Raw genomic sequence first — 21364 nt, 5'->3', positions numbered from 1 at the left:
ATTGACAAATATTTTTGCGTAAAAATCAATTCCCCCAGAATTTCAACTTGACCCCTTAATCTATCTATTAAAGATTATAAACAGATTTTTTAAGAAACCAACCTAAGTCCATTCAATTTGAGATCCAAAGTAACTAGAATATTGAGTTTTAGATTTGAAAGTAAGATGTAATTGAAATATTTTGAAATATTAAAATGAAAAGCTACTACCTTCTATGGCTTAATAAGAAATTCAGGAGCTCAAAGTAAATGGTCATAAGCTGAAAAAGTTTCTGCTCTATAACCTATTCGAATTAAAAAAAACTCAGGGATAATTTCATGCTCCCAATAGTTCTCCATTTTGAAATTACAAAATCTATTCCCATTTCTCATATGTTTTTTTTATTTGGGGATAACATTTCAATCGAGTTTCCATTCTATCCCCCAAATAAAAAATCCGATAAGCTAAAAACTTATCGGATTATGATACTTTTCTGTGATCCCGCTGGGATTCGAACCCAGGACCCACGGCTTAAAAGGCCGTTGCTCTACCAACTGAGCTACGGAATCATGCTCGATTGCGGGTGCAAAAGTAGTAGTAAATTTTAAATCTGCAAGAGTTTTCAAAAGAATATTTCAAAAAAAAATGAAATAATTTATAAGCCCCAATAAATCAGTATTTTGAAAATCGAAAAAAAAACAAATAAAATCTCGATGAGCGCCCTGTAAATAGCCTTACCCATAAAATTATCGAATTATTTGCAAATGAAAATAAGCTATTCGCTACTAATTCAGTGAAAAAGGCTATTTTTGCAGCCGAAAAATAGAAGAATGGGAAATTATTTAGCAATAGTAGGAAGACCCAATGTGGGCAAATCAACATTATTCAATCGTTTGACAAAGTCACGTCAAGCTATAGTAGAGCCTACTAGCGGCGTTACACGCGATCGGCACTATGGACAATCGCATTGGAATGGTGTAGAGTTTAATGTGGTTGATACAGGTGGATATGTAATGGGATCTGATGATATCTTTGAAGAAGAAATCAGAAAACAAGTGCAATTGGCCATTGATGAAGCGGATGTTATTCTCTTTTTGGTTGATGTAAAAGATGGAATTACTCCTCTTGATGAAGATGCTGCTGAAATGCTTCGTACTTCCAATAAAACCATTTTTCTAGTTTCTAACAAAGTGGATAATTCAGCTATGTATGTAAATAGTGCTGAGTTTTATGCTTTAGGATTAGGTGAAGTATATAGTATTTCAGCTATCAATGGTTCAGGAACAGGTGATTTATTGGATGTAGTTATTCCAGCTTTTCCTAAAGAAGCGCCAGAACCTATAAATGATAATATTCCTAGATTTACTGTTGTTGGTCGCCCTAATGTTGGGAAATCGAGTTTGGTGAATGCTTTATTGGGCGATGAAAGAAATATCGTAACTAATATTGCGGGGACTACACGTGATACTATTCATACTGAATACGACAGATTTGGATTCAAATTCAAATTGGTAGATACAGCCGGAATTAGAAAAAAAGCCAAAGTAAATGAGGATATTGAGTTTTATAGTGTTTTGCGTTCACTTAGGGCTATAGAAAATAGCGATGTTTGTGTTTTGATGATTGATGCCAATGAAGGCTTCGAAGCTCAAGATTTAGCCATTCTCTCTGTCATTCAGAAAAATAATAAGGGTGTTGTTATTGTCGTGAATAAATGGGACTTAGTTGAAAAAGGTTCTAATACTCATCTAGAGTTTGCTGAAAAAATTCGTCAAAGAACAGCTCCATTTACCGATATTCCTATCGTTTTTACTTCTGTGATTACTAAGCAAAGAATTCATAAAACTTTGGAGACTATTCATGAAGTATATGAGAATAGAACAAGAAAGATCACAACAAGTAAGTTGAATGATATCATGTTACCTATTATCGAGTCTGTTCCTCCTCCGCAAGCCAGCAGAGAGCGTTATATTCGTATTAAATACGTGACCCAGTTAAAAACTCACTATCCTTCATTTGTTTTCTTCTGTAACCTTCCGAATGAGGTGAAAGATCCTTATTCACGTTTCCTCGAAAATAAACTTCGTAAGAACTTTAATTTTAATGGAAGCCCCATGAAATTGTTTTTTAGAGATAAATAATGGCAGGAGTTCGCATTGATAAATATCTTTGGGCTATTCGTCTTTATAAAACACGAAGTATTTCTGCTGAAGCCTGTAAAAATGGTCGTGTAAAGATTGATGATGTAGCTGTAAAAGCTTCACGTGAGGTCAAGGTTGGTGATGTGATTGAATTGCGAGTGAATATCATGAATAAAGTGATAGAAGTCGTAGACGTCATTAAAAACAGAATGAGTGCTAGCCTTGCTGTGCAAAAATATAAAGATATTACTCCTCAAGAAGAACTCGAAAGAGTGGAAATGATTAATGAAATGCGAACAGAACACCGCGATAGAGGGGCAGGTCGCCCAACTAAAAAGGATAGGAGAGAGCTTTCTAAAATTAAGATGGACTAATGTCTAGCTCTCATCCATATTTAAAAAGCTTCCTCATCTATTTAAAGTTGGAGAAATCTTTGTCTCCAAATAGTATTGAAGCTTATGAGAATGATATCATTAAGCTTCTTTCTTTTTGTCAAATTCCTAGTCCTAGTTTAAGTCTGAAAGAAATGAGTTTGCAGAATTTGCAAACTTTTATCCAATGGTTAGCAGAAATTGGATTAAGTGCCCGTTCTCAAGCACGCATTATTTCTGGAGTGAAAGCCTTCTATAAATTTCTATTGCTAGAAAATATCATTGAAGACGACCCAACAGATTTATTAGAGTTACCTAGATTGGGAAGAAAACTTCCAGAGACTTTAAGCCTTCCGGAAATTGATTCCATGATAGGTGAGATTGATAGAAGTAAACCTGAAGGGGAGCGCAACAAAGCGATTCTAGAGACTCTATATTCCTGTGGCCTTCGTGTAACAGAATTAGTAGAGCTAAAAATCTCAAATATTTATCCAGAGGAGTCTTTTATTAGAGTGATTGGTAAAGGCGATAAAGAAAGGCTGGTTCCCATTGGTGGTCAAGCCTTGCAACAGATTGCCTTATATGTAGATCAAGTACGTGTGCATGTTGATGTGAAAAAAGGTTTTGAGGATTTTGTATTTCTCAATAGAAGAGGAGCCAAGCTCACTAGAAATATGATTTTCATCATCATTAAAGATTTAGCTGAACGTGCTGGTATTCATAAAAATATCAGCCCGCATACCTTCCGTCATTCCTTCGCTACCCATTTGGTAGAAGGCGGTGCTGATTTACGAGCTGTACAAGAAATGCTTGGTCATGAGTCTATTATCACTACCGAAATTTATACCCACCTCGACAGAAGCTTTTTAAGAGCAGAGATATTGAATCACCATCCTCGGAATAAGCAGTGATTTTTTAATTTCAGAAAAAGTAAGTCTTTTGTATTCTTGTTAACCTTTGATTGATTTATAATCTTTAGCATTATTTTTTATCAAAATACCCCAATAAAAGAGTCCATCAATAAGCCCCAATAATTAGCATTTTTTATCATCATTTTTTCAATTACATTTTATACTTTTGCAGCCATGGAAGAAATGATATTAATACTTGATTTTGGCTCACAGTATACTCAGCTTATTGCTCGAAGAATCAGAGAGTTAAATGTTTATTGCGAAATACATCCTTATAATAAAATTCCAGAAATGGGTTCTCATATTAAAGGTGTAATTTTATCAGGAAGTCCTTTTTCTGTAAGAGATGAGGATGCTCCAAAACCTGATTTAAGTGCCATCAGAAAAACATTCCCACTGTTGGGTGTATGTTATGGTGCACAGCTTTTATCTCAATATGATGGTGGAGAAGTGATGCCATCTGAAATTAGAGAATATGGTAGAGCTAACCTTTCTTATATTGATGATACTCATGAGTTGGTGAAAGGAATGACTAATGGCAGTCAAGTATGGATGTCGCATGGTGATACTATTTTAAATATTCCAAAAGATTTTGAAATTATTGCCTCTACTTATGATGTGAAGGTTGCTGGTTATCATATAAAAGGTGAACAAACCTATGGTATTCAATTCCATCCTGAGGTTTATCACTCTGTAGAAGGAGCCAAGCTATTACAGAATTTCATTGTAGATGTTTGTGGTTTATCACAATCATGGACTCCAGATTCTTTTGTTGATATTACTGTTGCAGAGCTTAAGGAAACTTTAGGGGACGATAAAGTAGTGCTAGGATTGTCTGGAGGAGTTGATTCTTCGGTAGCAGCACTTTTATTGCACAAAGCTATTGGCAAAAATCTTCACTGTATTTTCGTTGATAATGGTTTATTGAGAAAGAACGAGTTTGAAGAAGTTCTAGAATCATATAAACACATGGGACTGAATGTGAAAGGCGTGGATTCTGCCGATAGATTCTATAAATCATTAGAAGGTTTAACCGATCCTGAAGGCAAAAGAAAAGCTATTGGCAAAACTTTTATAGAAGTATTTGATGATGAAGCTCACCTTATTCAAGATGTGAAATGGTTGGCACAAGGTACTATATATCCTGATATCATTGAATCGGTTAGTGTAAAAGGCCCATCAGCAACTATCAAATCTCACCATAATGTGGGGGGCTTACCTGATTATATGAAGTTAAAAATAGTGGAGCCATTAAAAACTCTTTTCAAAGATGAAGTGAGAAGAGTAGGACGAGCTATGGAAATGAAATCTGAATTACTCAAACGTCATCCTTTCCCAGGTCCTGGTTTAGGAATTCGAATTCTTGGAGATGTTACTCCGGAAAAAGTGAGAATTCTTCAAGAGGTAGATCATATCTTTATTCAAGGCTTGAAAGACAATGGTCTTTATGATATGGTTTGGCAAGCAGGAGCCATGTTCCTTCCTATCCAATCGGTAGGAGTTATGGGTGATGAAAGAACTTACGAGAATGTTGTTGCCTTAAGAGCTGTTTCATCAACAGATGGAATGACAGCCGATTGGTCACATCTACCATTTGAGTTTTTAGCCAAGGTTTCCAACGATGTGATAAATAAAGTTAAAGGAGTAAATAGAGTCGTTTACGATATCAGTTCCAAACCACCTGCTACCATTGAGTGGGAATAGAAAAAACAAAAAACAGCCTTGTATTTTAATTCAAGGCTGTTTTTTTTCTTAAAGGATAAGTATTTATTATAGATAATATAAAAAGATATCGCGCAATTACTTCACCAACCGAATACTTAATTCTTCATTATCTTTTAGCGCATTGATAAAATGCTTAGAGTTTACTTTAGTAGGAATATTCATATGTAATATCTCATTATTTTCATCGATAACTTGCACATTGATGGGCGTTTTGCCACCACCGGTTTCAATAACAGTATTCAGATTATCTATCAATTGAGAAGATACATTATGTAATTTGATGCTAAGGTCAATTCTCCTTACATATTTCTCCATCACTTCAGATAACAGTTCTATAGCATTGATTTTGAGTTCAAACTCATCACGCCAACGGGGTTTTTCTGGAGCTACTTTTAAAAGAACATATTGGTCTTTTCTACTCAAAATACTCTTGTATTTCTCGAAATTTTCGCCAAACATATTGATTTCCAATGAACCTGTATAATCCTCCACAGTGAATCTACCAAATGGCTTTCCTGTTTTGGTCATCATCGTGGTGCTAGCAGGGATAGAGATAATACCTGCTATGGTATATGGCTTGTCTCTAAGTAGCTTCAGCTCATCGGTTTCAGGCTTTTTACCATCTTTGTCCTTTTCGGTATTCATCACAATTTGATTCAGCCTTTCCATCACAGCATTGAAGCTTTTGATATCGCTATTGCAAAATTGCTTAAGTTCCATACTATAAGTATCTAGAGGATGGCCAGATAGATAAAATCCTACCACATCATTTTCCCTTTTTAATGATTCGAGTTGTGACCAAGGTTCAGTCTCTGGAATTTCTGGATCAGGCAATTCTACAGAGCCTAAGTCTCCAAATAAACTTCCTTGATTAGAGTTTTGTTCCGCTTGAAACTTATGTCCATATTGAATGATTTTCTCTAAAAAAGTTGAGCCATTTTCCATATGGAAGAAGACATGACGTGGTGTTTTCTCAAAACTATCGAAAGCACCGGCATAGACCATAGATTCTAAACTCTTCTTGTTAACTGAACGAAGGTTAACTCGTTTGACCATGCCAAAAATACCTTTATACTTGCCATTTTCTCTGCGTTCCTCTATAATCATATCGGCAGCAGCACCTCCAACTCCTTTGATGGCATTTAATCCAAAGCGAATATCTCCATCTTTATTAACTGCAAAATTAGTTCCTGATTCATTAATGTCTGGACCTAAAACCTTAAATCCTTGATTTCTGCAATCATCGATAAAGAATGTCACTTTCTCAATATCACTCATATTATTACTCAGTACAGCGGCCATAAATTCAGCTGGATAATGGGCTTTTAAATATGCCGTTTGATAAGAAACATAGGAATAACAAGTGGCATGAGATTTATTGAAAGCATATTTAGCAAAAGCTTCCCAGTCACCCCAAATTTTATTGATAAGTTTGTCTGGATTCTTTTTTGTCTCCGTACATTCCTTCATGAATCGCTCATTAGCTTTACAACCTTCAATAAATAATACTTTCAACTCATCCATCATGGCTTTAATCTTCTTACCCATGGCTTTACGGAGTGAATCGGATTGTCCACGAGTAAAATTAGCCAGCTGGCGAGAAAGAAGCATCACCTGTTCTTGGTAAACTGTGATACCATAGGTTTCTTCCAGGTATTCTTTCATCATTGGAAGATCGTATTCAATGGGTTCTAAACCATTTTTTCGCTTTACAAAACTAGGAATATATTCTAAAGGACCAGGACGATAGAGCGCATTCATAGCAATCAAATCCTCAAAACGAGTGGGCTTTAATTCCTTAAGATACTTTTTCATTCCAGCCGACTCAAACTGGAATAACCCGGTAGTATCGCCATCAGAATATAATTGGTAGGTCTTTTCATCTTCCAAGTTTACATTCTCAATATCTATTTCAACACCTTTCGATTCTTTGATATTCTCAACGGCATGCTTAATAATGGTCAGAGTTTTTAAACCCAAAAAATCCATCTTTAATAAACCAATATCCTCAACATGCTTTCCATCATACTGAGTTACATATTTTAATTCTGAATCTTTTGCAGTACTAATAGGAACATAATTCTCTAAATCTTCTTTGCCAATAATAACACCACAAGCATGAACACCAGTATTTCTAACTGAGCCCTCCAATACTTCGGCATATTTTAATACATCGGCAGCCTCGCCTTTTCCTCTTTTTATATTATTCAGTTCAGGAACTTCTTTAAAAGCATCCTTTAATGAAATACCCGGTCGAGTTGGTACAAGTTTTTGGAGTAACATGGTTTCTGATAGTGGATATTGCTGTACTCTACCCACATCTCGAATAGCTGATTTTGCTGCCAAACTACCGAATGTCACAATGTGAGCTACTCGTTTCTCACCATATTTATTCACTACCCATTCCATGATTCTTCCTCTACCTTCATCATCGAAATCGATATCGATATCGGGCATGGACACACGATCAGGATTCAGGAATCTCTCAAACAGTAGATTATATTTTACAGGATCTATTTCTGTGATACGAAGAGAATAGGCCACAGCAGAACCAGCAGCAGAGCCACGACCGGGACCCACTACAACTCCCATATTTCTTGCTGCAACCAAAAAATCCCAGACAATAAGGAAATAGCCAGGGAATCCCATCTTTTTGATAGTTTCCAGTTCAAAATCTAAGCGCTCAATGAGTTCTTCTGTTAGAACTGCTCCCCAACGAATATGTGCTCCTTCATAAACAATATGCCTGAGATATTCATTTTCATCGGTAAAACCCTCAGGAAGAGTAAAGTCAGGCATGATAGGCTTGGAGTTCAGAGGGTAATTCTCCACCTTATCAACTATTTCTTGAGTATGAGCAATGCACTCAGGATGATCCTTAAATAGTTCAATCATCTCTTTCTGAGTTTTGAACCATTCTTGACCTGAATACCTAAGACGGCTTGGATCATCAATGTTTTTTCCAGTACTGATACAGATTAATCGATCTTGAGCTCCAGAATCTTCTTTATTTACAAAATGGACATCATTGGTGGCAACTACTTTGATTCCGTATTTATGGCCCATTTCCAAAAGTTTCTGATTAACAAAAACCTGGTCTTCATATACTTTACTATCTAATTCTGGATCTCCTGACTGATGCCTTTGGAGTTCGAGGTAAAAATCTTCGCCAAATAAATCTTTATACCAAAGGGCAGCTTTTTCTGCTTCTCCTTGGCTTTCATTCATCAGTTTTTGATTCACTTCACCGCCTAAACAAGCTGAAAGAGCAATTAATCCTTCTGAATTCTGACTTAATAATTCTTTATCTATACGTGGTTTGTAATAATTTCCTTCTAACCAAGACAGACTCACCATTCTCATCAAGTTCTGATAGCCAGCTCTATTTTTTGCCAATAACACCAAATGCCAACCGCTACCGTCAATTTTGGCTTCTTTTCGGTGCATTCCTCTTCGTGCCACATAAACTTCACAGCCTAAAATTGGCTTTAAACCTTTTCCGGTTAGTATTTTGTGAAATGTTTTTACTCCGAACATATTACCATGATCGGTAATGGCAACAGCTTCCATTCCATCATTTAAAGCTTTTTCTGCTAAACGGGGAATAGAAGTCGCTCCATCTAGGATAGAGTATGGGGTATGTAAGTGTAAATGTGAATATTTTAGCTCTCCAGTAAGGATAGTCTTGGTCTTTACAGTACCTTTTTCTAATTCAGTTTGAATACTGATTTCTGGGGAGTCTGATTCATCTAGATCAACTGCATCATAGGGTTGAGTATTTAAACCTATAGCTTGGATAGTATTTGGGTTTGCCAGTTGAAAAGCCTCAAATTGTTCTTCAGAAAAATGCAATTTCCCTGCTTCAATAACTTTGAGTCGAACAAGTTCGAGAAAACAACGAGCGGTGGCTTCCACATCGGCAGCAGCATTATGTGCCATATCGAAGGCTTCCCCAAATAATTTCTCATGGAGTTCGCCAAGTTTGGGCCATTTAAACTTTCCTCCTTTTCCACCAGGAATAGCACAATAATTTGTCGATTCATTTTTAGTATCTAAACTGGTACGCTCAAAAAGGGGAGTATCGATGTCTTTCCTATGAAACTCAGCCCCAATGATATTATTATCAAATTCAATATTATGGCCAACAACAAAAGTAGTTTTCTTAAGCGTCTCGTTAAACTCATCCAAGACCATACTTAAGGCAACTCCCTGTTTTTCTGCTCTTTCAGTGGTGATACCATGTACCTTAACTACAGCATAGGGGATTTCATATCCTTCAGGTTTAATGATGTAGTTTTTAACTTCCACCAATTGGCCTTTATCATCATGCAATTGCCAAGAAATTTGGACCATACGTGGCCAATTATCCGAATTGGTGATAGGTGCATTATAATCCTTAGGTAAACCAGTGGTTTCAGTATCGTAAATTAAAAACATAGAACAGAATTAGGTTGAAAATGAGCCTTCAAAAATACCCAAAAACAACATAAGTATCTGGCTTGTTAATAATTTATATGTGACAGAAAACTAGTTATTTAGTATCATTGTTAATAAGTTGGACTAAATGTGAAAAACTGAAAGCTTTGGTCCATCTTATCGCACGATAAATTTATAGTTAACAGATTGAATATTTTCTATTAGTCTTAATAGATAGATTCCGTTTTCTATATATCCAATATTAATTTGAGTTTCATTAAAGCTTGAGTGTTGAATATACCCACTTCTAACCAACTTACCAGCAGCATTTAGAATCTGATAATTGGTTTCTTTGGATAAGTTCTCCGCTCTGATGTTAAAGACTCCTTCATTTGGATTAGGATAGATGATGTAGATATCTTTATCCAATTCTGAAATTCCAAAAGCATCTTTAGGATATAAATGTAAGACGAAAGTGTCAGACCAACTTTCCTCATTGGTGGTGATGATAAATACAAAAGACACATCTTTCTCTATACAGTTTTCATTAATTGTAAACTCATATCCGCCATTGCTCCATACTTCTCCATCTGAAATGATATCATTATATGTTTTGTGATCACTTGTAATAGTAATATCTAGATCGCTACAGATAATGACCGCAGAAACTCAGCTAGCCGTTTCAACCCCAGAATTAAAAATGCTTACTGGCATTACAATATTTTCTCCACCTTCTGCAATTTCATCAATATCAAAGCCATCAGGAGCAAAGGCATGAGTGTTTTAAATCAGGTGAGGTTCTCCTGTAAATGGTTTAATGATATATTGGGAATATGCCTTGGAGGTAAAAAATACAAATACGCTAAAAAGTAAATAGAGATTTTATTTAAGATTTGTATAATCTCTTTCTACCTTACATACCCTAATTCTATATGACTCATACCACTTTTCTTTGCCCAATTTTTGAGCTATGATATGATCGGTTTGCAGCTTCCAGTTTTTGATAGATTCCTCATCTTTCCAATAGGAAACCGTTATACCTATTTCTTCTCTTGCAGATTCAATTCCCAAGAATCCATCTTGTTTTTCAGCTAGTTCTAGCATTTTATTAGCCATTATTTCATATCCATCAGTTGAGGCATTCATAATAGAAGTAAATATAACTGCGTAATAGGGAGGTTGATGAGTTTTTGCTATCATTTATCCAATTTTTAATCCGTTTTTCACTTTTTTATCTGCACTTAACAAAACAACTTCGCCATTTTCTTCATAGATACCTAAAACCAAACACTCACTTTTAATCCCTGCAATTCTTTTTGGCGGGAAATTTACAACTGCAATTATTTGTTTACCTATGAGATCATTTGTTTGGTAATGAACAGTTATCTGAGCAGATGAGGTTTTAATACCCCATTCTCCAAAGTCAATTTCCAAAACGAAAGCTGGCTTTTTAGCTTTCTGCAAAACATCAACTGATAGAATAGTACCTACTCTAATATTTACCTTTTCAAAATCTGACCAATTAATTGTTTCATCCATAACTTTAAGTTTCAAAACAAAGATAGTAGGATACTAAATAATTCTAGAAAAATATATAAAACTCTTTTTTGTTATTTATTTCGCAAAAATCCTCAACAAGATTAATGATAGTTCTTAATATATTATTTTTGACCTTAAATATTAATTATAAAAACGATTATGGCTTTCTATCAGTTTTATAGAGAACAAATGATTAGCGCTAGCATTGATGAGGTTTGGGATTTTATTTCATCCCCACAAAATTTGAAGAAAATTACTCCAAAAGAAATGGGTTTTGATATTAGAACTAAAGACCTTCCAAATAGAATATATGAAGGAATGATTATAAGTTATACTGTGAAGCCAATATTAGGAATTAAGACCAATTGGGTGACAGAAATAACTCATGTAAAAGACAAAGAGTATTTTGTGGATGAGCAAAGGATTGGACCTTATTCTATGTGGCACCATCAGCATATGATAAAAAAGCAAGGCAATCATGTGATAATGAAAGACATTGATAGTTATCAACCTCCATTTGGTTTTTTAGGTGCAATGGCCAATAAAATGATCATTGAGAATAAGTTGAATGAGATTTTTGATTACAGAACTCAGGTTCTCAATAAACTATTCCCAAGCCATTAACCTTATTTAGATTTCCATCTATATTGTTTCAAATTCCCCACTTTTTTGAGTAATAATTATTCACTAAAAAATTTTATTTTACCCATGAATTATAGGATTGGTTTCATATTTATTATTGCCATATTTTTTTCCTCTTGCCATTTGATAAGAGGTCCCCTAGATGCTTCCGTTAAAAAGAGCATGACATTCCATGAAAATTTTGACATGCAAAATCATTTCGATAATTACTGGGAAGATGACTCTATGAATAGTCCAAGCTCATACTATCTAGAGGATGGTCATTTGAAGATAATGACTAGACCGCAAACTAAAGATAGGGTGAAGGTAAAATCGAAAAGGAGTGATTTTGGACAGGGTACTTATGAGTGGAGAATCTTTGTGCCAAACTTCAATTTAAACGACCAATGTAATATTGGAGCTTTTTTGTATCATTCTGGAGAGATGGAATATGAGCTGGATTTTGAAGTTGGATCAGGAACAAGGAAACATCGTAATGATTTATCAGCAAACCCAAATGAAGTGATAGTATATTGTACTTCTCAAAATAAACCACATCATTCAGAACGTTTTTTAATTGAATCGGAAAAGTGGCACCTTTTTAAAATGACTTTGGAAAAAGGTAGAAGAGGACATTACTTAGTGAAATGGTATATCAATGATATTTTGGTCAAAACTTTACAAACCAAGATCAAAACCAAAATCACTTTTTCAGTACACAATAGTCTTGAAAATTTGTCATTTGTGGGGGAGCAACTACCGATAAGAAAGAATGAGGTCCTCTTTGATAGTTTTGATTTTGAATAAGAAAGGTTGTGTTTTATCCACGTCTCATAATTCCATAAAAAAGAATCTTCAAAACATAATCCACTCGTCTTTCTAAATTCTTTTTTGCTCCTTTAATCAAGAGAGGAGCCTCCAAACCCTTTATGGCTGTTACCAATGCAATAGCGGCAATCTCAGTATCTTGAATATTAAACTCTCTACTTTTTACCCCTTCCGATAATATGCTTTGTAAAATACTGATTTCCTTTTGATGATATTTGTTTTGAAGTTTTTCAATAAAATCCATGTTTCGAATAAAATTATTCTCCAGCACATCATAGAAATTAGATAATTCTCTAATTTTATTTAATCGAGTAAATACATAGAGTCTGAATTTTTCCTTGGCAGGAATGGGTTGGTCTATTTTACGCATAATATCATCAAATAGCAAACCAGATTCCGTTTCTACCACTGCTTCATAAATCTCTTCCTTACTTTTAAAATAATAGTAGATACTACTTTTGCCTTTTTGAGCTCCTTCAGCTATATCATCCATTGTAGTTTTTTTATAACCATATTTAGCAAAAACGGCTCTGGCTACATCTATAATTTTCTCGCGTACTTTGGTTTTATTGCCCATTAAATTTGAATATTTAAAATTTCGACTAAAAGAGTAAAGAGTTCTAATAATGCAAATATATTTATAATAATTAATGCAGCAGCACTTTAGATGGATTAATTTAAGATTAATTTGCCTTGAATTAATTTACAATGGCCCATTCTGGAAAATTCAACATATCCTGACTAAACGCAAAAGAGCCGAAGAAGTAAACCCATAAACTCACAATAATCACAGCAATAATATTAATTAAGAAACCTGTTCTAATCATATCCTTTATCTGAATTCTATTTGTTCCAAAGACAATGGCATTTGGTGGCGTGGCAACTGGTAGCATAAAGGCTAGTGATGCAGCTAATGTAGCAGGCAACATAAACAATAGAGGATTGATTTGGATACTCACGGCCAAGCCTGCTAATATGGGTAATAGCATCTCAGTAGTAGCAGTATTCGAAGTTAGTTCTGTTAAAAAAGACATGAGTAATGTGATGATAATAACCACAAATAGTGGAGGATAGGAACTGACCCAGCTTAATGATTCTCCAAACCACATGGATAATCCTGATTCTGTAAACCCACTAGCTAAAGCAAAGCCTCCACCAAATAAAAGTACAATTCTCCAAGGAAGTTTAGCTATTACATCGCTCTCTAATATTCTATGCTGTCCTTTTTTAGTCGGAATAAGAAAAAGTGTACTCGACAATAATATGGCTATGGTTCCGTCATTAATAAAAGAAGGTTCGGGAAATAATTCACTCCAACCCGGTATGCTGAATCCTCCCAAATTGATACCACTATGGGTAATCCATAATAAGGCCATGCTTACAAAAATGGTAAAAACTACTTTTTCTTCAAAACTCGATTTCCCTAACTTTTTATATTCTGTTTTAAATACTTCTTTGGAAGTATTATTCCAATCCTTACCAGGATGGTATAAATACAATAGCCAAAAAAAGATGATGATAAAAAGAACAATAGTTAGGGGTAAGGCAAATATAAACCATGAGATGAAGTTGATTTCTGGAGCTAGTGGAAATATAATATTATATATTCTACTGAAGGATAGATTTGGAGGAGTACCCACCAATGTAGCAATGCCACCAATACTAGCAGAATAGGCTATTCCAAGTAATAAGGCAATCTGAAATTTACCTTTTAATTTATCTAATTTCAATCCATGAATAACAGATAATACAATAGGAATCATCATCATGCTAGTAGCTGTGTTCGACATCCACATACTTAAAAAAGCAGTGGCAAGCATAAAACCAAATAAGATATTCGCTGGTTTATTTCCCACTTTCATCAGTATTTTTAATGCTATTCGTTTATGTAAATTCCATTTCTCCATGGCCAAAGCCACCAAAAAACCACCAATAAATAAAAAGATGACATGATTAAAATAGGTCGAAGAAACTGTTTTCCCATTCATAATACCAAAGAGAGGAAATAATCCCACTGGCAAAAGGCTAGTTACAGAAATCGGAACAGCCTGTGTAATCCACCAAACAGCCATTAAAACAGCAACTGAAAGGGTATAGGTTACGACTCTGTTTTCAGGATCTAGGTCGAAAAATAAAACAATAATCGCCAAAATGGGACCTAATAAAAGGCCTATGGTCTTGGCATTTAGCTTTTTTTTCATATTTAAATGTGTTTTTGCTTAACAAACATAAGTAATAAGTTGCAGAAAAACAATGGTTTAGCTTTCATAAAAATAGAATAACTATTAATATACTAGTAAAAACACTCAATTATAGGCCTAAAGCATTGCTTGCTATTAAATTTTTATATATTCGCTCTCTTTTTCTATAAGAATATAATATAACATTTAAGAATTTAAATATGAACAAATTAGCTGTTATTGCCTTTGGAGGCAACGCACTTCTCAGAAGTGGTCAGAAAGGTACCATTTCAGAGCAAGAAAGTAATGTTTATGAGACTTGTTCTCATTTGGTTGATTTGATTAAAGCCGGTTACGATATCGTTATTGGCCACGGAAATGGACCTCAAGTTGGTAATGTATTACTACAACACGAAGGTGGTGAGAAAGTTTTCGGTGTACCTAAATTGCCTATAGATGTTGCTGTTGCTGAAACACAAGGTTCTATTGGATATATGATAGAGCAGCAAATGAGAAACGTGTTGTATAAAGAAGATTTAGAACGCGACATCATTACAATTATAACCCAAGTATTGGTAGATAAAGATGACCAAGCTTTTCAGAATCCAACCAAACCTATTGGTCCTTATTATACAAAAGAAGAATCAGAAAAGATTAATAAGGAAAATGGTTCTCAATTCCATGAAGATCCAAGAGGTCGTGGATGGCGAAAAGTTGTAGCTTCCCCTCGTCCAGTGCGCATTAACAATAGGAAGTCTATTGAGAAATTGGCAAGGGATGGTCAGATTGTTGTTGCTGTTGGTGGGGGAGGAATTCCTGTCTTCTATGCTGAACGCCAAAAGTTAGAAGGTATTGATGCTGTTATCGATAAAGATTTAGCTTGTAGTATGCTTGCTGCTCAAATTAGAGCTGACGAATTTTATATTCTAACAGATATTCCTCAGGTTTATATTAATTTTAATACTCCTGAACAAAAAGCTCTTGATAGAATTACTGTAAAACAAGCCAAGCAGTATTTGGCAGAAGGCCATTTTGCTGAAGGTAGCATGGCTCCAAAAGTTAGAGCAGCTGTTGAATTTGTAGAGAATGGTGGAAAACGTTGTATTATTACCACTGCTAACGAACTTGGAAAACCTGATTCGGGAACAAGAATTGTACTGAACTAGGAATAAAAAACTATACTATAAAAAAGCCGATAGGGGAAACCTTATCGGCTTTTTTGTGTTTACATATGTAAGCTACAAGATATGATTAGGGAGCGATACAGATGTAACGCACTGTATTATCCAGTATTTTCACGAAATTATTGTTTAGCTAAGTAAAAAGCTCAAAATAGGACTGAATAAATATTTATCACCGTTTATGATACAGTATTCCTGATATTTACATTAGTTATTTATAGTTAAAGTTTAAATATTTGTCAGGTATCACCATTATTATAGTATATCTATTGAAAAGCTTTATTTATACTATTAGAGAAGGCTATAAGCGAACAAGGTTGTAGCTTATATTTAATTTCATTGTATTTTTAAAATATTTACAATTGTAAATCAATTATAATTACTTTTGTTGATGCACTTATGAGTTTAATATTGTAATCAAATAGCGAGAGTATACATTTGTAACATGATAGAAAGAATAAAATTATTATTGTCCGTGAAGAATTTAAGTCCTGCTCAATTGGCTTTAAGTATTGGAGTGCAACGTTCAGGTATTTCGCATATCCTATCGGGTAGGAATAAACCTTCACTCGATTTTGTTTTAAAGATATTGGAATCATATCCTGAGATTAATGAATCATGGCTATTAGTGGGGCATGGTGAAATGCTAAAATCAAATCTTCAAAATCCTTCCTTATTCCTAGAGGATTTTAAGCAGGAAGATTTTAAATTGGAGGATTCAACACAAAAAGAAAAGAAGAAGGAAAAGCCAATTGAATCTCCTGTTCAGAACTTAAAGGAGGAAATAAAAGAGCCTTACGAGAAAAGAAAAGTTACTGGAGTTATACCAGAACAAAAAGAAACGGTAGATACCAATCAGAGTAATGTAAATAAAGTCATGGTTAATAGCTTAATTCAACAGTCCTCCACTAAGAAAATGGTACAGCTCATAGCTATTTATGAAGACGATAGCTTTAAAATATTTCATTCAATTTAGAGATAAAAAAAGCGGACACATGGTCCGCTTCCTTAAAATTGCCCTTTATATTCTTTTTAGAATCTTTCTCTTCCTGAAAAGAAGAATTTAGACTCTATTTCAGCATTATCATCACTATCAGAGCCATGAACCGCATTTTCTCCAATACTGGTTCCACACATTTTTCTAATGGTCCCTTCAGTAGCCTCTGCTGGATTCGTAGCACCAATAAGTGTTCTATAATCCTCAACAGCATTTTCTTTTTCTAAAATAGCTGCGATAATCGGTCCCGATGACATAAATTCTACTAGCCCGTCAAAAAATGGCCTATCTTTATGGATAGCATAGAATTCCTGAGCATCTTCTTTTGATAATTTAGTTACTTTTAAGGCAGAAATATGAAAACCGCCTTCATAAATTTTTTGGATGATTTTACCAGAGCAATTATTCTTATATGCTGTAGGTTTAATCATTGTAAAGGTTTTGTTACTTGTCATAGTCTTAATTATTGTTAATTAAGCTGCAAAATTATAATTTATAATAGAGTGTACAGATTTTTTGTGCTAAAAAACTTTAATTTTGCGTTAAATAGATAATTAAAAACCATAACATATTGAATACCAAAGACTATAAAGGATTAGAGCTTTATGTAAAAAAAGCAAAAAAATTAGTGCTTAGTACCCATTCTAATCCTGATGGTGATACACTTGGCTCTTGCTTAGGCCTCTATCATTTCTTCAAAACCATAGGAATTGAAAGTCAGATTATCTCACCTGATCCTTCACCAACTTTTTTAAATTGGATGCCAAGCTATAAAGAAGTTTGTATATATCAAGAGGATAAAGCAAAAGCAGATCGTATAATTAATAATGCCGATGTCATTCTTCATGTGGACTATAATGCTATACATAGAACGGGAGATGAAATGAGTTTAGCTCTTAAAAATGCTAATCAAGCGCATCACATAATGATTGATCATCACCCGAGTCCTGAATCTGGTTTTAAAGCCTATGTTAGTGATGTATCAGCTTGTTCAACAGCTCAACTCGCCTTTTATCTAACTCAAGAAATGTCAAATGGAAGCCTACTTAACCAAGAAGCAGCTACCTGTTTATATGTTGGTTTAATTACTGATACAGGCTCTTTTAGCTATGGAATGGTAGACGAGTCACCCTACCTTATAGCTGCCCAATTGGTTAAAGCAGGTATTGATGATAAGAGTATTCATGAGAAAGTTTATAGTAATAATACTCTTAATAGATTAAAACTACTAGGCTATGCTTTATCAGAAAAATTGGTAGTTATTAAGGAAGAAGAATGGGCCTATATCAGTTTACATAAGGAGGAATTGGAAAAATATCACTTTCAATCGGGTGATACTGAAGGTATAGTCAATTATGCTTTATCTATTGAGGGAGTGAAAGCAGCAATTTTATTAACTCACCGAAATGATAAAATACGTCTTTCATTCAGATCTAAGGGTGATTTTGCTATCAATGGGATAGCTAGAAATCACTTTGATGGAGGAGGGCATTTAAACGCTGCTGGAGGGAATTCTAAATTAACTATGGATGAAACCATAGAAAAACTAAAAACAAAGATGTCCGCTCTCATTATGAACCCTAAGAATAAATAAGAGATGAAAGTTTCCTTCTTTATATTTATTATACTTTTATCTTTGGTTTCTTGCCAAAACCATGAGAACGATCAAAAACCAAAAAATAGATTATCGAATAAAGTTATTAAAGACAAATTAGTTAAAACCAATCAGTTTTTGGTAAAAGCTGAAGAACAGAATATTATAGATTATATCGCTCGTCATCAATACAAAATGACAGAAACAGGCTCTGGTTTGTTTTATGAGATCTATAAAAAAGGGAGAGGAGTTCAGGCCGAGAAAGGGAAAGTTGCGGTATTGAATTTCTCCATTAGCTTATTAAATGGGAAAACGATTTATCGTTCTGAAGAAAAGGGGGTAAAAGAGTTTCTAATAGGAAAAGGTAGGGTAGAAAGTGGTTTAGAAGAAGGTATATTATTACTCCATGTGGGTGACCGTGCAAGAATTATTATACCTTCGCATCTTGCTTTTGGATTGCTTGGTGATTTGAATAAAATCCCAGAAAAAGCTACCATCATATATGATTTAGAGTTAGTTAATTTAAAATGATATTGAAAATGGAAAGAAGAATTATTGGGTTGTTTACAATTGTAACATTGGTGTTTTTCTCGTGTAATAGAGGAGAATATGCGAGTTACGATAAAGCCGATAGTGGTTTATTGTATAAAATTCATGAGGATAAGGGGTCTACAAAAGCAAAGTCAGGTGATTATCTAACAGTTGAAATGACTTATTTCACTAATGAAGATTCTTTATTATTTGATGCTCAAGGACAAACTTTTCCAATGAGATTGGAAGAACCTGTTTTTGCTGGTGATATTAATGAAGCTTTATCTTTAATGGGAATTGGTGATAGTGCAACTTTTGTAATAAGAGCTGATAGTTTTTTAATGATGAATGCTAAACTTACACAGTTGCCTAAATTTGTAACTGAAGAAAGCAAAGTCGTTTTTCATGTAAAGCTTCATGATATTCAAACGCTGGAGCAATTAGAAATGCAAGAGGCTAAAAAACGTGAGCAAGCCAGAGATGCCGAAGCAAAAACGATAGAAAAATACATAAAGGATAATAATATTTCTCAAGAACCTACATCTACAGGTTTGTATTTCCTTCCAACTAAATCTAGTACTGGGAAAAAACCAAGAGCAGGGCAAACGGTGAAAGTTCATTATACGGGTAAGTTTCTTGATGGTCGTGTTTTTGATTCATCTGTATCGAGAGGTAAGCCTATTGAGTTTAAAATAGGCTACGGGCAAGTCATTAATGGTTGGGACGAAGGCATTTCAATGATGAGAAAAGGAGAGGAAGCTACTTTTATTATTCCTTCCTATTTAGGTTACGGTGAAGGTAGAGGCGAAATTCCTCCATACACTACTCTTCTTTTTGATGTGAAGCTTATAGATATTAAATAATCAATCGCTAATAATAAATAATTAAAATTAAAATAAATGAAATTAAAACTAATTCAAGCCATATTAGTATTGGCTGTAGCTGCCTTAATCATGACTTCTTGCGATAATAGTCATCCAGGCTTTAAGAAAAATGAAAATGGGGTTTATTATCAAGTCATTTCTCATGATGATAATGCGAAAGCAGTGACTGCTGATAGTGGTATGTTCTATAGGTTAACCATGAGCTATGGTTCTTTAGATTCATTAATATTTGATGCTAAGGAAGCTAACGAAACATTCGACTTACCTGTAACTGAACCTTTATATAAAGGTGATATTAATGAAGGTTTGTCTTTATTAGCCAATGGTGATAGTGCCATTTTTATTATTAAAGCTGATTCGTTCTTTCTTAAAACTGCTAGAACCCCTGAGGTTCCAGAGATGTTTAAAGAAAATAATGATTTGTATTTCTGGGTAAATATTGAAGATATTGTTTCTGCCGAAGAATTAGAAGCTAAAAGGCAAGAAGAATTAGAACAAAGGAAAGGTCTTGAATTGGCTGATTTAGCCTTATATTTAAGTAAAAACTATCCCGATGCCCAACCTACTGAGACTGGAATGTTTATTATAAAAAACAAAAAAGGAAATGGTAAAATACCTAAGGATGGTGATATCTTGAGTTTCGATTTTAGTGTTTCTTTAATCAATGGTGAGGTTTTATATGATTCTAAACAAGCTGGTCGCCCTATGGAAGCTGAAAAAGGTAAGCCGTTTGATACTGAAGGTTTTTCTGAAGGTTTAAATTCACTTAAAGTAGGTGATGAAGCTGTTTTTGTAGTTCCTAGTAAATTGGCGTTTAAAGAACAAGGGCGTCCTGGTATCATCCAGCCCTATACTTCTTTAGTTTATGGTGTGACTTTAAATAGTGTGAAGACTAAAGCGGAACATGAAAAGGAAGTGGCTGCTCAAAAGGCAAAAGCTGAAGCCGAAACTGCACAACTTCAAAGTCAAGAAGCGGAAACTATAGCTAAGTATATTAAAGAAAATAATGTAACTGTAGCTCCTACAGCTAGTGGTTTATATTTTATAGAAACAGCAGAAGGTACTGGTGAACAAGCTACTTCTGGTGATAAAGTTAAGGTTCATTATCATGGTACTTTATTAGATGGAACTAAATTTGATAGCTCTTATGATAGAGATAGTCCATTTGAATTTACTTTAGATAGAGGACAAGTCATTAAAGGTTGGGATGAAGCCATTGCTATGATGAAAGTAGGTGGTAAAGCAACTATCATTGTTCCTTCTAATATTGCTTATGGTGCTAGAGCTCGTGGTGGTGTTATTCATGCTTATGCTCCTCTAAAATTTGATGTGGAATTATTGGAAGTAACTAAGGTTGAATAGTTTTTAAACTATTAGTATACAATTGTAAACTGGAATTTCCTTTAGGAGATTCCAGTTTTTTTTATGTGCTGATATAAATTAGATTTTACCGTTGATAAATAGCT

General features: G+C 34.4%; 19 protein-coding genes and 1 tRNA gene. 12 read left to right on the top strand and 8 right to left on the bottom strand.

Going from position 1 to position 21364, the window contains the following annotated elements:
• Positions 1–475: 475 nt before the first annotated feature.
• A tRNA-Lys gene (locus tag HNS38_RS03500) sits at positions 476–548 on the bottom strand.
• 261 nt (positions 549–809) lie between these two features.
• On the opposite strand from HNS38_RS03500, the gene der reads away from it, so the two are divergent.
• The 4 genes from der to guaA all read left to right on the top strand — a co-directional run bounded on the left by der (position 810) and on the right by guaA (position 5106).
• The gene (der, locus tag HNS38_RS03495; RefSeq protein WP_172279357.1) at positions 810–2120 is read left to right on the top strand and encodes a ribosome biogenesis GTPase Der; all 1311 of its coding nucleotides are present in this window, start codon (positions 810–812) and stop codon (positions 2118–2120) included.
• The gene (locus HNS38_RS03490) at positions 2120–2494 is read left to right on the top strand and encodes an RNA-binding S4 domain-containing protein (RefSeq protein WP_172279355.1); all 375 of its coding nucleotides are present in this window, start codon (positions 2120–2122) and stop codon (positions 2492–2494) included. The genes der and HNS38_RS03490 overlap by 1 nt, the downstream gene beginning before the upstream one ends.
• Complete coding sequence (xerD, locus tag HNS38_RS03485) at positions 2494–3402, top strand: site-specific tyrosine recombinase XerD (protein WP_172279353.1); 909 nt, start codon at positions 2494–2496, stop codon at positions 3400–3402. The genes HNS38_RS03490 and xerD overlap by 1 nt, the downstream gene beginning before the upstream one ends.
• Positions 3403–3576: 174 nt before the next feature.
• On the top strand, positions 3577–5106 hold the full coding sequence (guaA, locus tag HNS38_RS03480) for a glutamine-hydrolyzing GMP synthase (RefSeq protein WP_172345981.1): 1530 nt from the start codon (positions 3577–3579) through the stop codon (positions 5104–5106).
• 96 nt (positions 5107–5202) lie between these two features.
• Here the strand turns inward: guaA and dnaE are convergent, their stop codons facing one another.
• The 4 genes from dnaE to HNS38_RS03460 form a co-directional block, all read right to left on the bottom strand.
• Complete coding sequence (gene dnaE / locus HNS38_RS03475; protein WP_172279349.1) at positions 5203–9564, bottom strand: DNA polymerase III subunit alpha; 4362 nt, start codon at positions 9562–9564, stop codon at positions 5203–5205.
• A gap of 156 nt (positions 9565–9720) precedes the next feature.
• Positions 9721–10068, bottom strand: a complete 348-nt coding sequence (locus tag HNS38_RS03470; protein WP_172279347.1) for a T9SS type A sorting domain-containing protein — start codon at positions 10066–10068, stop codon at positions 9721–9723.
• A gap of 357 nt (positions 10069–10425) precedes the next feature.
• Complete coding sequence (locus HNS38_RS03465; protein WP_172279345.1) at positions 10426–10743, bottom strand: antibiotic biosynthesis monooxygenase; 318 nt, start codon at positions 10741–10743, stop codon at positions 10426–10428.
• Positions 10744–11082, bottom strand: a complete 339-nt coding sequence (locus HNS38_RS03460; protein ID WP_172279343.1) for a tRNA-binding protein — start codon at positions 11080–11082, stop codon at positions 10744–10746.
• Positions 11083–11241: 159 nt separating this feature from the next.
• Here HNS38_RS03460 and HNS38_RS03455 point away from each other — a divergent pair, with 159 nt between their 5' ends.
• Both HNS38_RS03455 and HNS38_RS03450 read left to right on the top strand, forming a co-directional pair.
• Positions 11242–11706 carry an SRPBCC family protein gene (locus HNS38_RS03455; RefSeq protein WP_172279342.1) on the top strand — a complete coding sequence of 155 codons (465 nt, stop codon included), beginning with the start codon at positions 11242–11244 and terminating at the stop codon, positions 11704–11706.
• A 204-nt stretch (positions 11707–11910) separates the two neighbouring features.
• Positions 11911–12510 carry a hypothetical protein gene (locus HNS38_RS03450; RefSeq protein ID WP_172279340.1) on the top strand — a complete coding sequence of 200 codons (600 nt, stop codon included), beginning with the start codon at positions 11911–11913 and terminating at the stop codon, positions 12508–12510.
• Positions 12511–12523: 13 nt separating this feature from the next.
• Here the strand turns inward: HNS38_RS03450 and HNS38_RS03445 are convergent, their stop codons facing one another.
• Positions 12524–13108 carry a TetR/AcrR family transcriptional regulator gene (locus tag HNS38_RS03445; protein WP_172279338.1) on the bottom strand — a complete coding sequence of 195 codons (585 nt, stop codon included), beginning with the start codon at positions 13106–13108 and terminating at the stop codon, positions 12524–12526.
• Between the two features lie 121 nt (positions 13109–13229).
• The gene (locus HNS38_RS03440; RefSeq protein ID WP_172279336.1) at positions 13230–14732 is read right to left on the bottom strand and encodes a DASS family sodium-coupled anion symporter; all 1503 of its coding nucleotides are present in this window, start codon (positions 14730–14732) and stop codon (positions 13230–13232) included.
• A gap of 200 nt (positions 14733–14932) precedes the next feature.
• On the opposite strand from HNS38_RS03440, the gene arcC reads away from it, so the two are divergent.
• Complete coding sequence (arcC, locus tag HNS38_RS03435) at positions 14933–15877, top strand: carbamate kinase (RefSeq protein ID WP_172279334.1); 945 nt, start codon at positions 14933–14935, stop codon at positions 15875–15877.
• A gap of 460 nt (positions 15878–16337) precedes the next feature.
• Positions 16338–16868, top strand: a complete 531-nt coding sequence (locus tag HNS38_RS03430) for a helix-turn-helix transcriptional regulator (RefSeq protein WP_172345980.1) — start codon at positions 16338–16340, stop codon at positions 16866–16868.
• A gap of 56 nt (positions 16869–16924) precedes the next feature.
• Here the strand turns inward: HNS38_RS03430 and HNS38_RS03425 are convergent, their stop codons facing one another.
• Positions 16925–17344 carry a nucleoside-diphosphate kinase gene (locus HNS38_RS03425; protein ID WP_172279330.1) on the bottom strand — a complete coding sequence of 140 codons (420 nt, stop codon included), beginning with the start codon at positions 17342–17344 and terminating at the stop codon, positions 16925–16927.
• A 116-nt stretch (positions 17345–17460) separates the two neighbouring features.
• Here HNS38_RS03425 and HNS38_RS03420 point away from each other — a divergent pair, with 116 nt between their 5' ends.
• The 4 genes from HNS38_RS03420 to HNS38_RS03405 are packed head-to-tail and all read left to right on the top strand — an operon-like array spanning position 17461 to position 21260.
• Positions 17461–18483, top strand: coding sequence for a bifunctional oligoribonuclease/PAP phosphatase NrnA (locus HNS38_RS03420; RefSeq protein WP_172279328.1), 1023 nt, complete (start codon positions 17461–17463; stop codon positions 18481–18483).
• Positions 18484–18486: 3 nt separating this feature from the next.
• A complete protein-coding gene (locus tag HNS38_RS03415; RefSeq protein WP_172279326.1) occupies positions 18487–19014 on the top strand; it encodes an FKBP-type peptidyl-prolyl cis-trans isomerase in 528 nt (175 codons plus the stop codon).
• An 8-nt stretch (positions 19015–19022) separates the two neighbouring features.
• Positions 19023–19877 carry an FKBP-type peptidyl-prolyl cis-trans isomerase gene (locus tag HNS38_RS03410; RefSeq protein ID WP_172279324.1) on the top strand — a complete coding sequence of 285 codons (855 nt, stop codon included), beginning with the start codon at positions 19023–19025 and terminating at the stop codon, positions 19875–19877.
• A 36-nt stretch (positions 19878–19913) separates the two neighbouring features.
• Positions 19914–21260, top strand: a complete 1347-nt coding sequence (locus HNS38_RS03405; protein ID WP_172279322.1) for an FKBP-type peptidyl-prolyl cis-trans isomerase — start codon at positions 19914–19916, stop codon at positions 21258–21260.
• Positions 21261–21364: the final 104 nt, after the last annotated feature.

This window comes from Lentimicrobium sp. L6, from assembly GCF_013166655.1.
Taxonomy (GTDB): domain Bacteria; phylum Bacteroidota; class Bacteroidia; order Bacteroidales; family UBA12170; genus UBA12170.
Note: the sequence above shows the minus strand (reverse complement) of the source record. Positions and strands in the feature narration are given on the sequence as shown.

Coding starts and splice junctions, on each gene's coding strand:
- HNS38_RS03430 (WP_172345980.1), top strand. CDS start 16,338: ATGATAGAAAGAATAAAATTATTATTGTCCGTGAAGAATTTAAGTCCT.
- arcC (WP_172279334.1), top strand. CDS start 14,933: ATGAACAAATTAGCTGTTATTGCCTTTGGAGGCAACGCACTTCTCAGA.
- HNS38_RS03440 (WP_172279336.1), bottom strand. CDS start 14,732: ATGAAAAAAAAGCTAAATGCCAAGACCATAGGCCTTTTATTAGGTCCC.
- HNS38_RS03425 (WP_172279330.1), bottom strand. CDS start 17,344: ATGACAAGTAACAAAACCTTTACAATGATTAAACCTACAGCATATAAG.
- HNS38_RS03410 (WP_172279324.1), top strand. CDS start 19,023: ATGGAAAGAAGAATTATTGGGTTGTTTACAATTGTAACATTGGTGTTT.
- HNS38_RS03465 (WP_172279345.1), bottom strand. CDS start 10,743: ATGATAGCAAAAACTCATCAACCTCCCTATTACGCAGTTATATTTACT.
- HNS38_RS03450 (WP_172279340.1), top strand. CDS start 11,911: ATGCAAAATCATTTCGATAATTACTGGGAAGATGACTCTATGAATAGT.
- HNS38_RS03405 (WP_172279322.1), top strand. CDS start 19,914: ATGAAATTAAAACTAATTCAAGCCATATTAGTATTGGCTGTAGCTGCC.
- HNS38_RS03460 (WP_172279343.1), bottom strand. CDS start 11,082: ATGGATGAAACAATTAATTGGTCAGATTTTGAAAAGGTAAATATTAGA.
- dnaE (WP_172279349.1), bottom strand. CDS start 9,564: ATGTTTTTAATTTACGATACTGAAACCACTGGTTTACCTAAGGATTAT.
- xerD (WP_172279353.1), top strand. CDS start 2,494: ATGTCTAGCTCTCATCCATATTTAAAAAGCTTCCTCATCTATTTAAAG.
- HNS38_RS03445 (WP_172279338.1), bottom strand. CDS start 13,108: ATGGGCAATAAAACCAAAGTACGCGAGAAAATTATAGATGTAGCCAGA.
- HNS38_RS03490 (WP_172279355.1), top strand. CDS start 2,120: ATGGCAGGAGTTCGCATTGATAAATATCTTTGGGCTATTCGTCTTTAT.
- der (WP_172279357.1), top strand. CDS start 810: ATGGGAAATTATTTAGCAATAGTAGGAAGACCCAATGTGGGCAAATCA.
- HNS38_RS03455 (WP_172279342.1), top strand. CDS start 11,242: ATGGCTTTCTATCAGTTTTATAGAGAACAAATGATTAGCGCTAGCATT.
- guaA (WP_172345981.1), top strand. CDS start 3,577: ATGGAAGAAATGATATTAATACTTGATTTTGGCTCACAGTATACTCAG.
- HNS38_RS03415 (WP_172279326.1), top strand. CDS start 18,487: ATGAAAGTTTCCTTCTTTATATTTATTATACTTTTATCTTTGGTTTCT.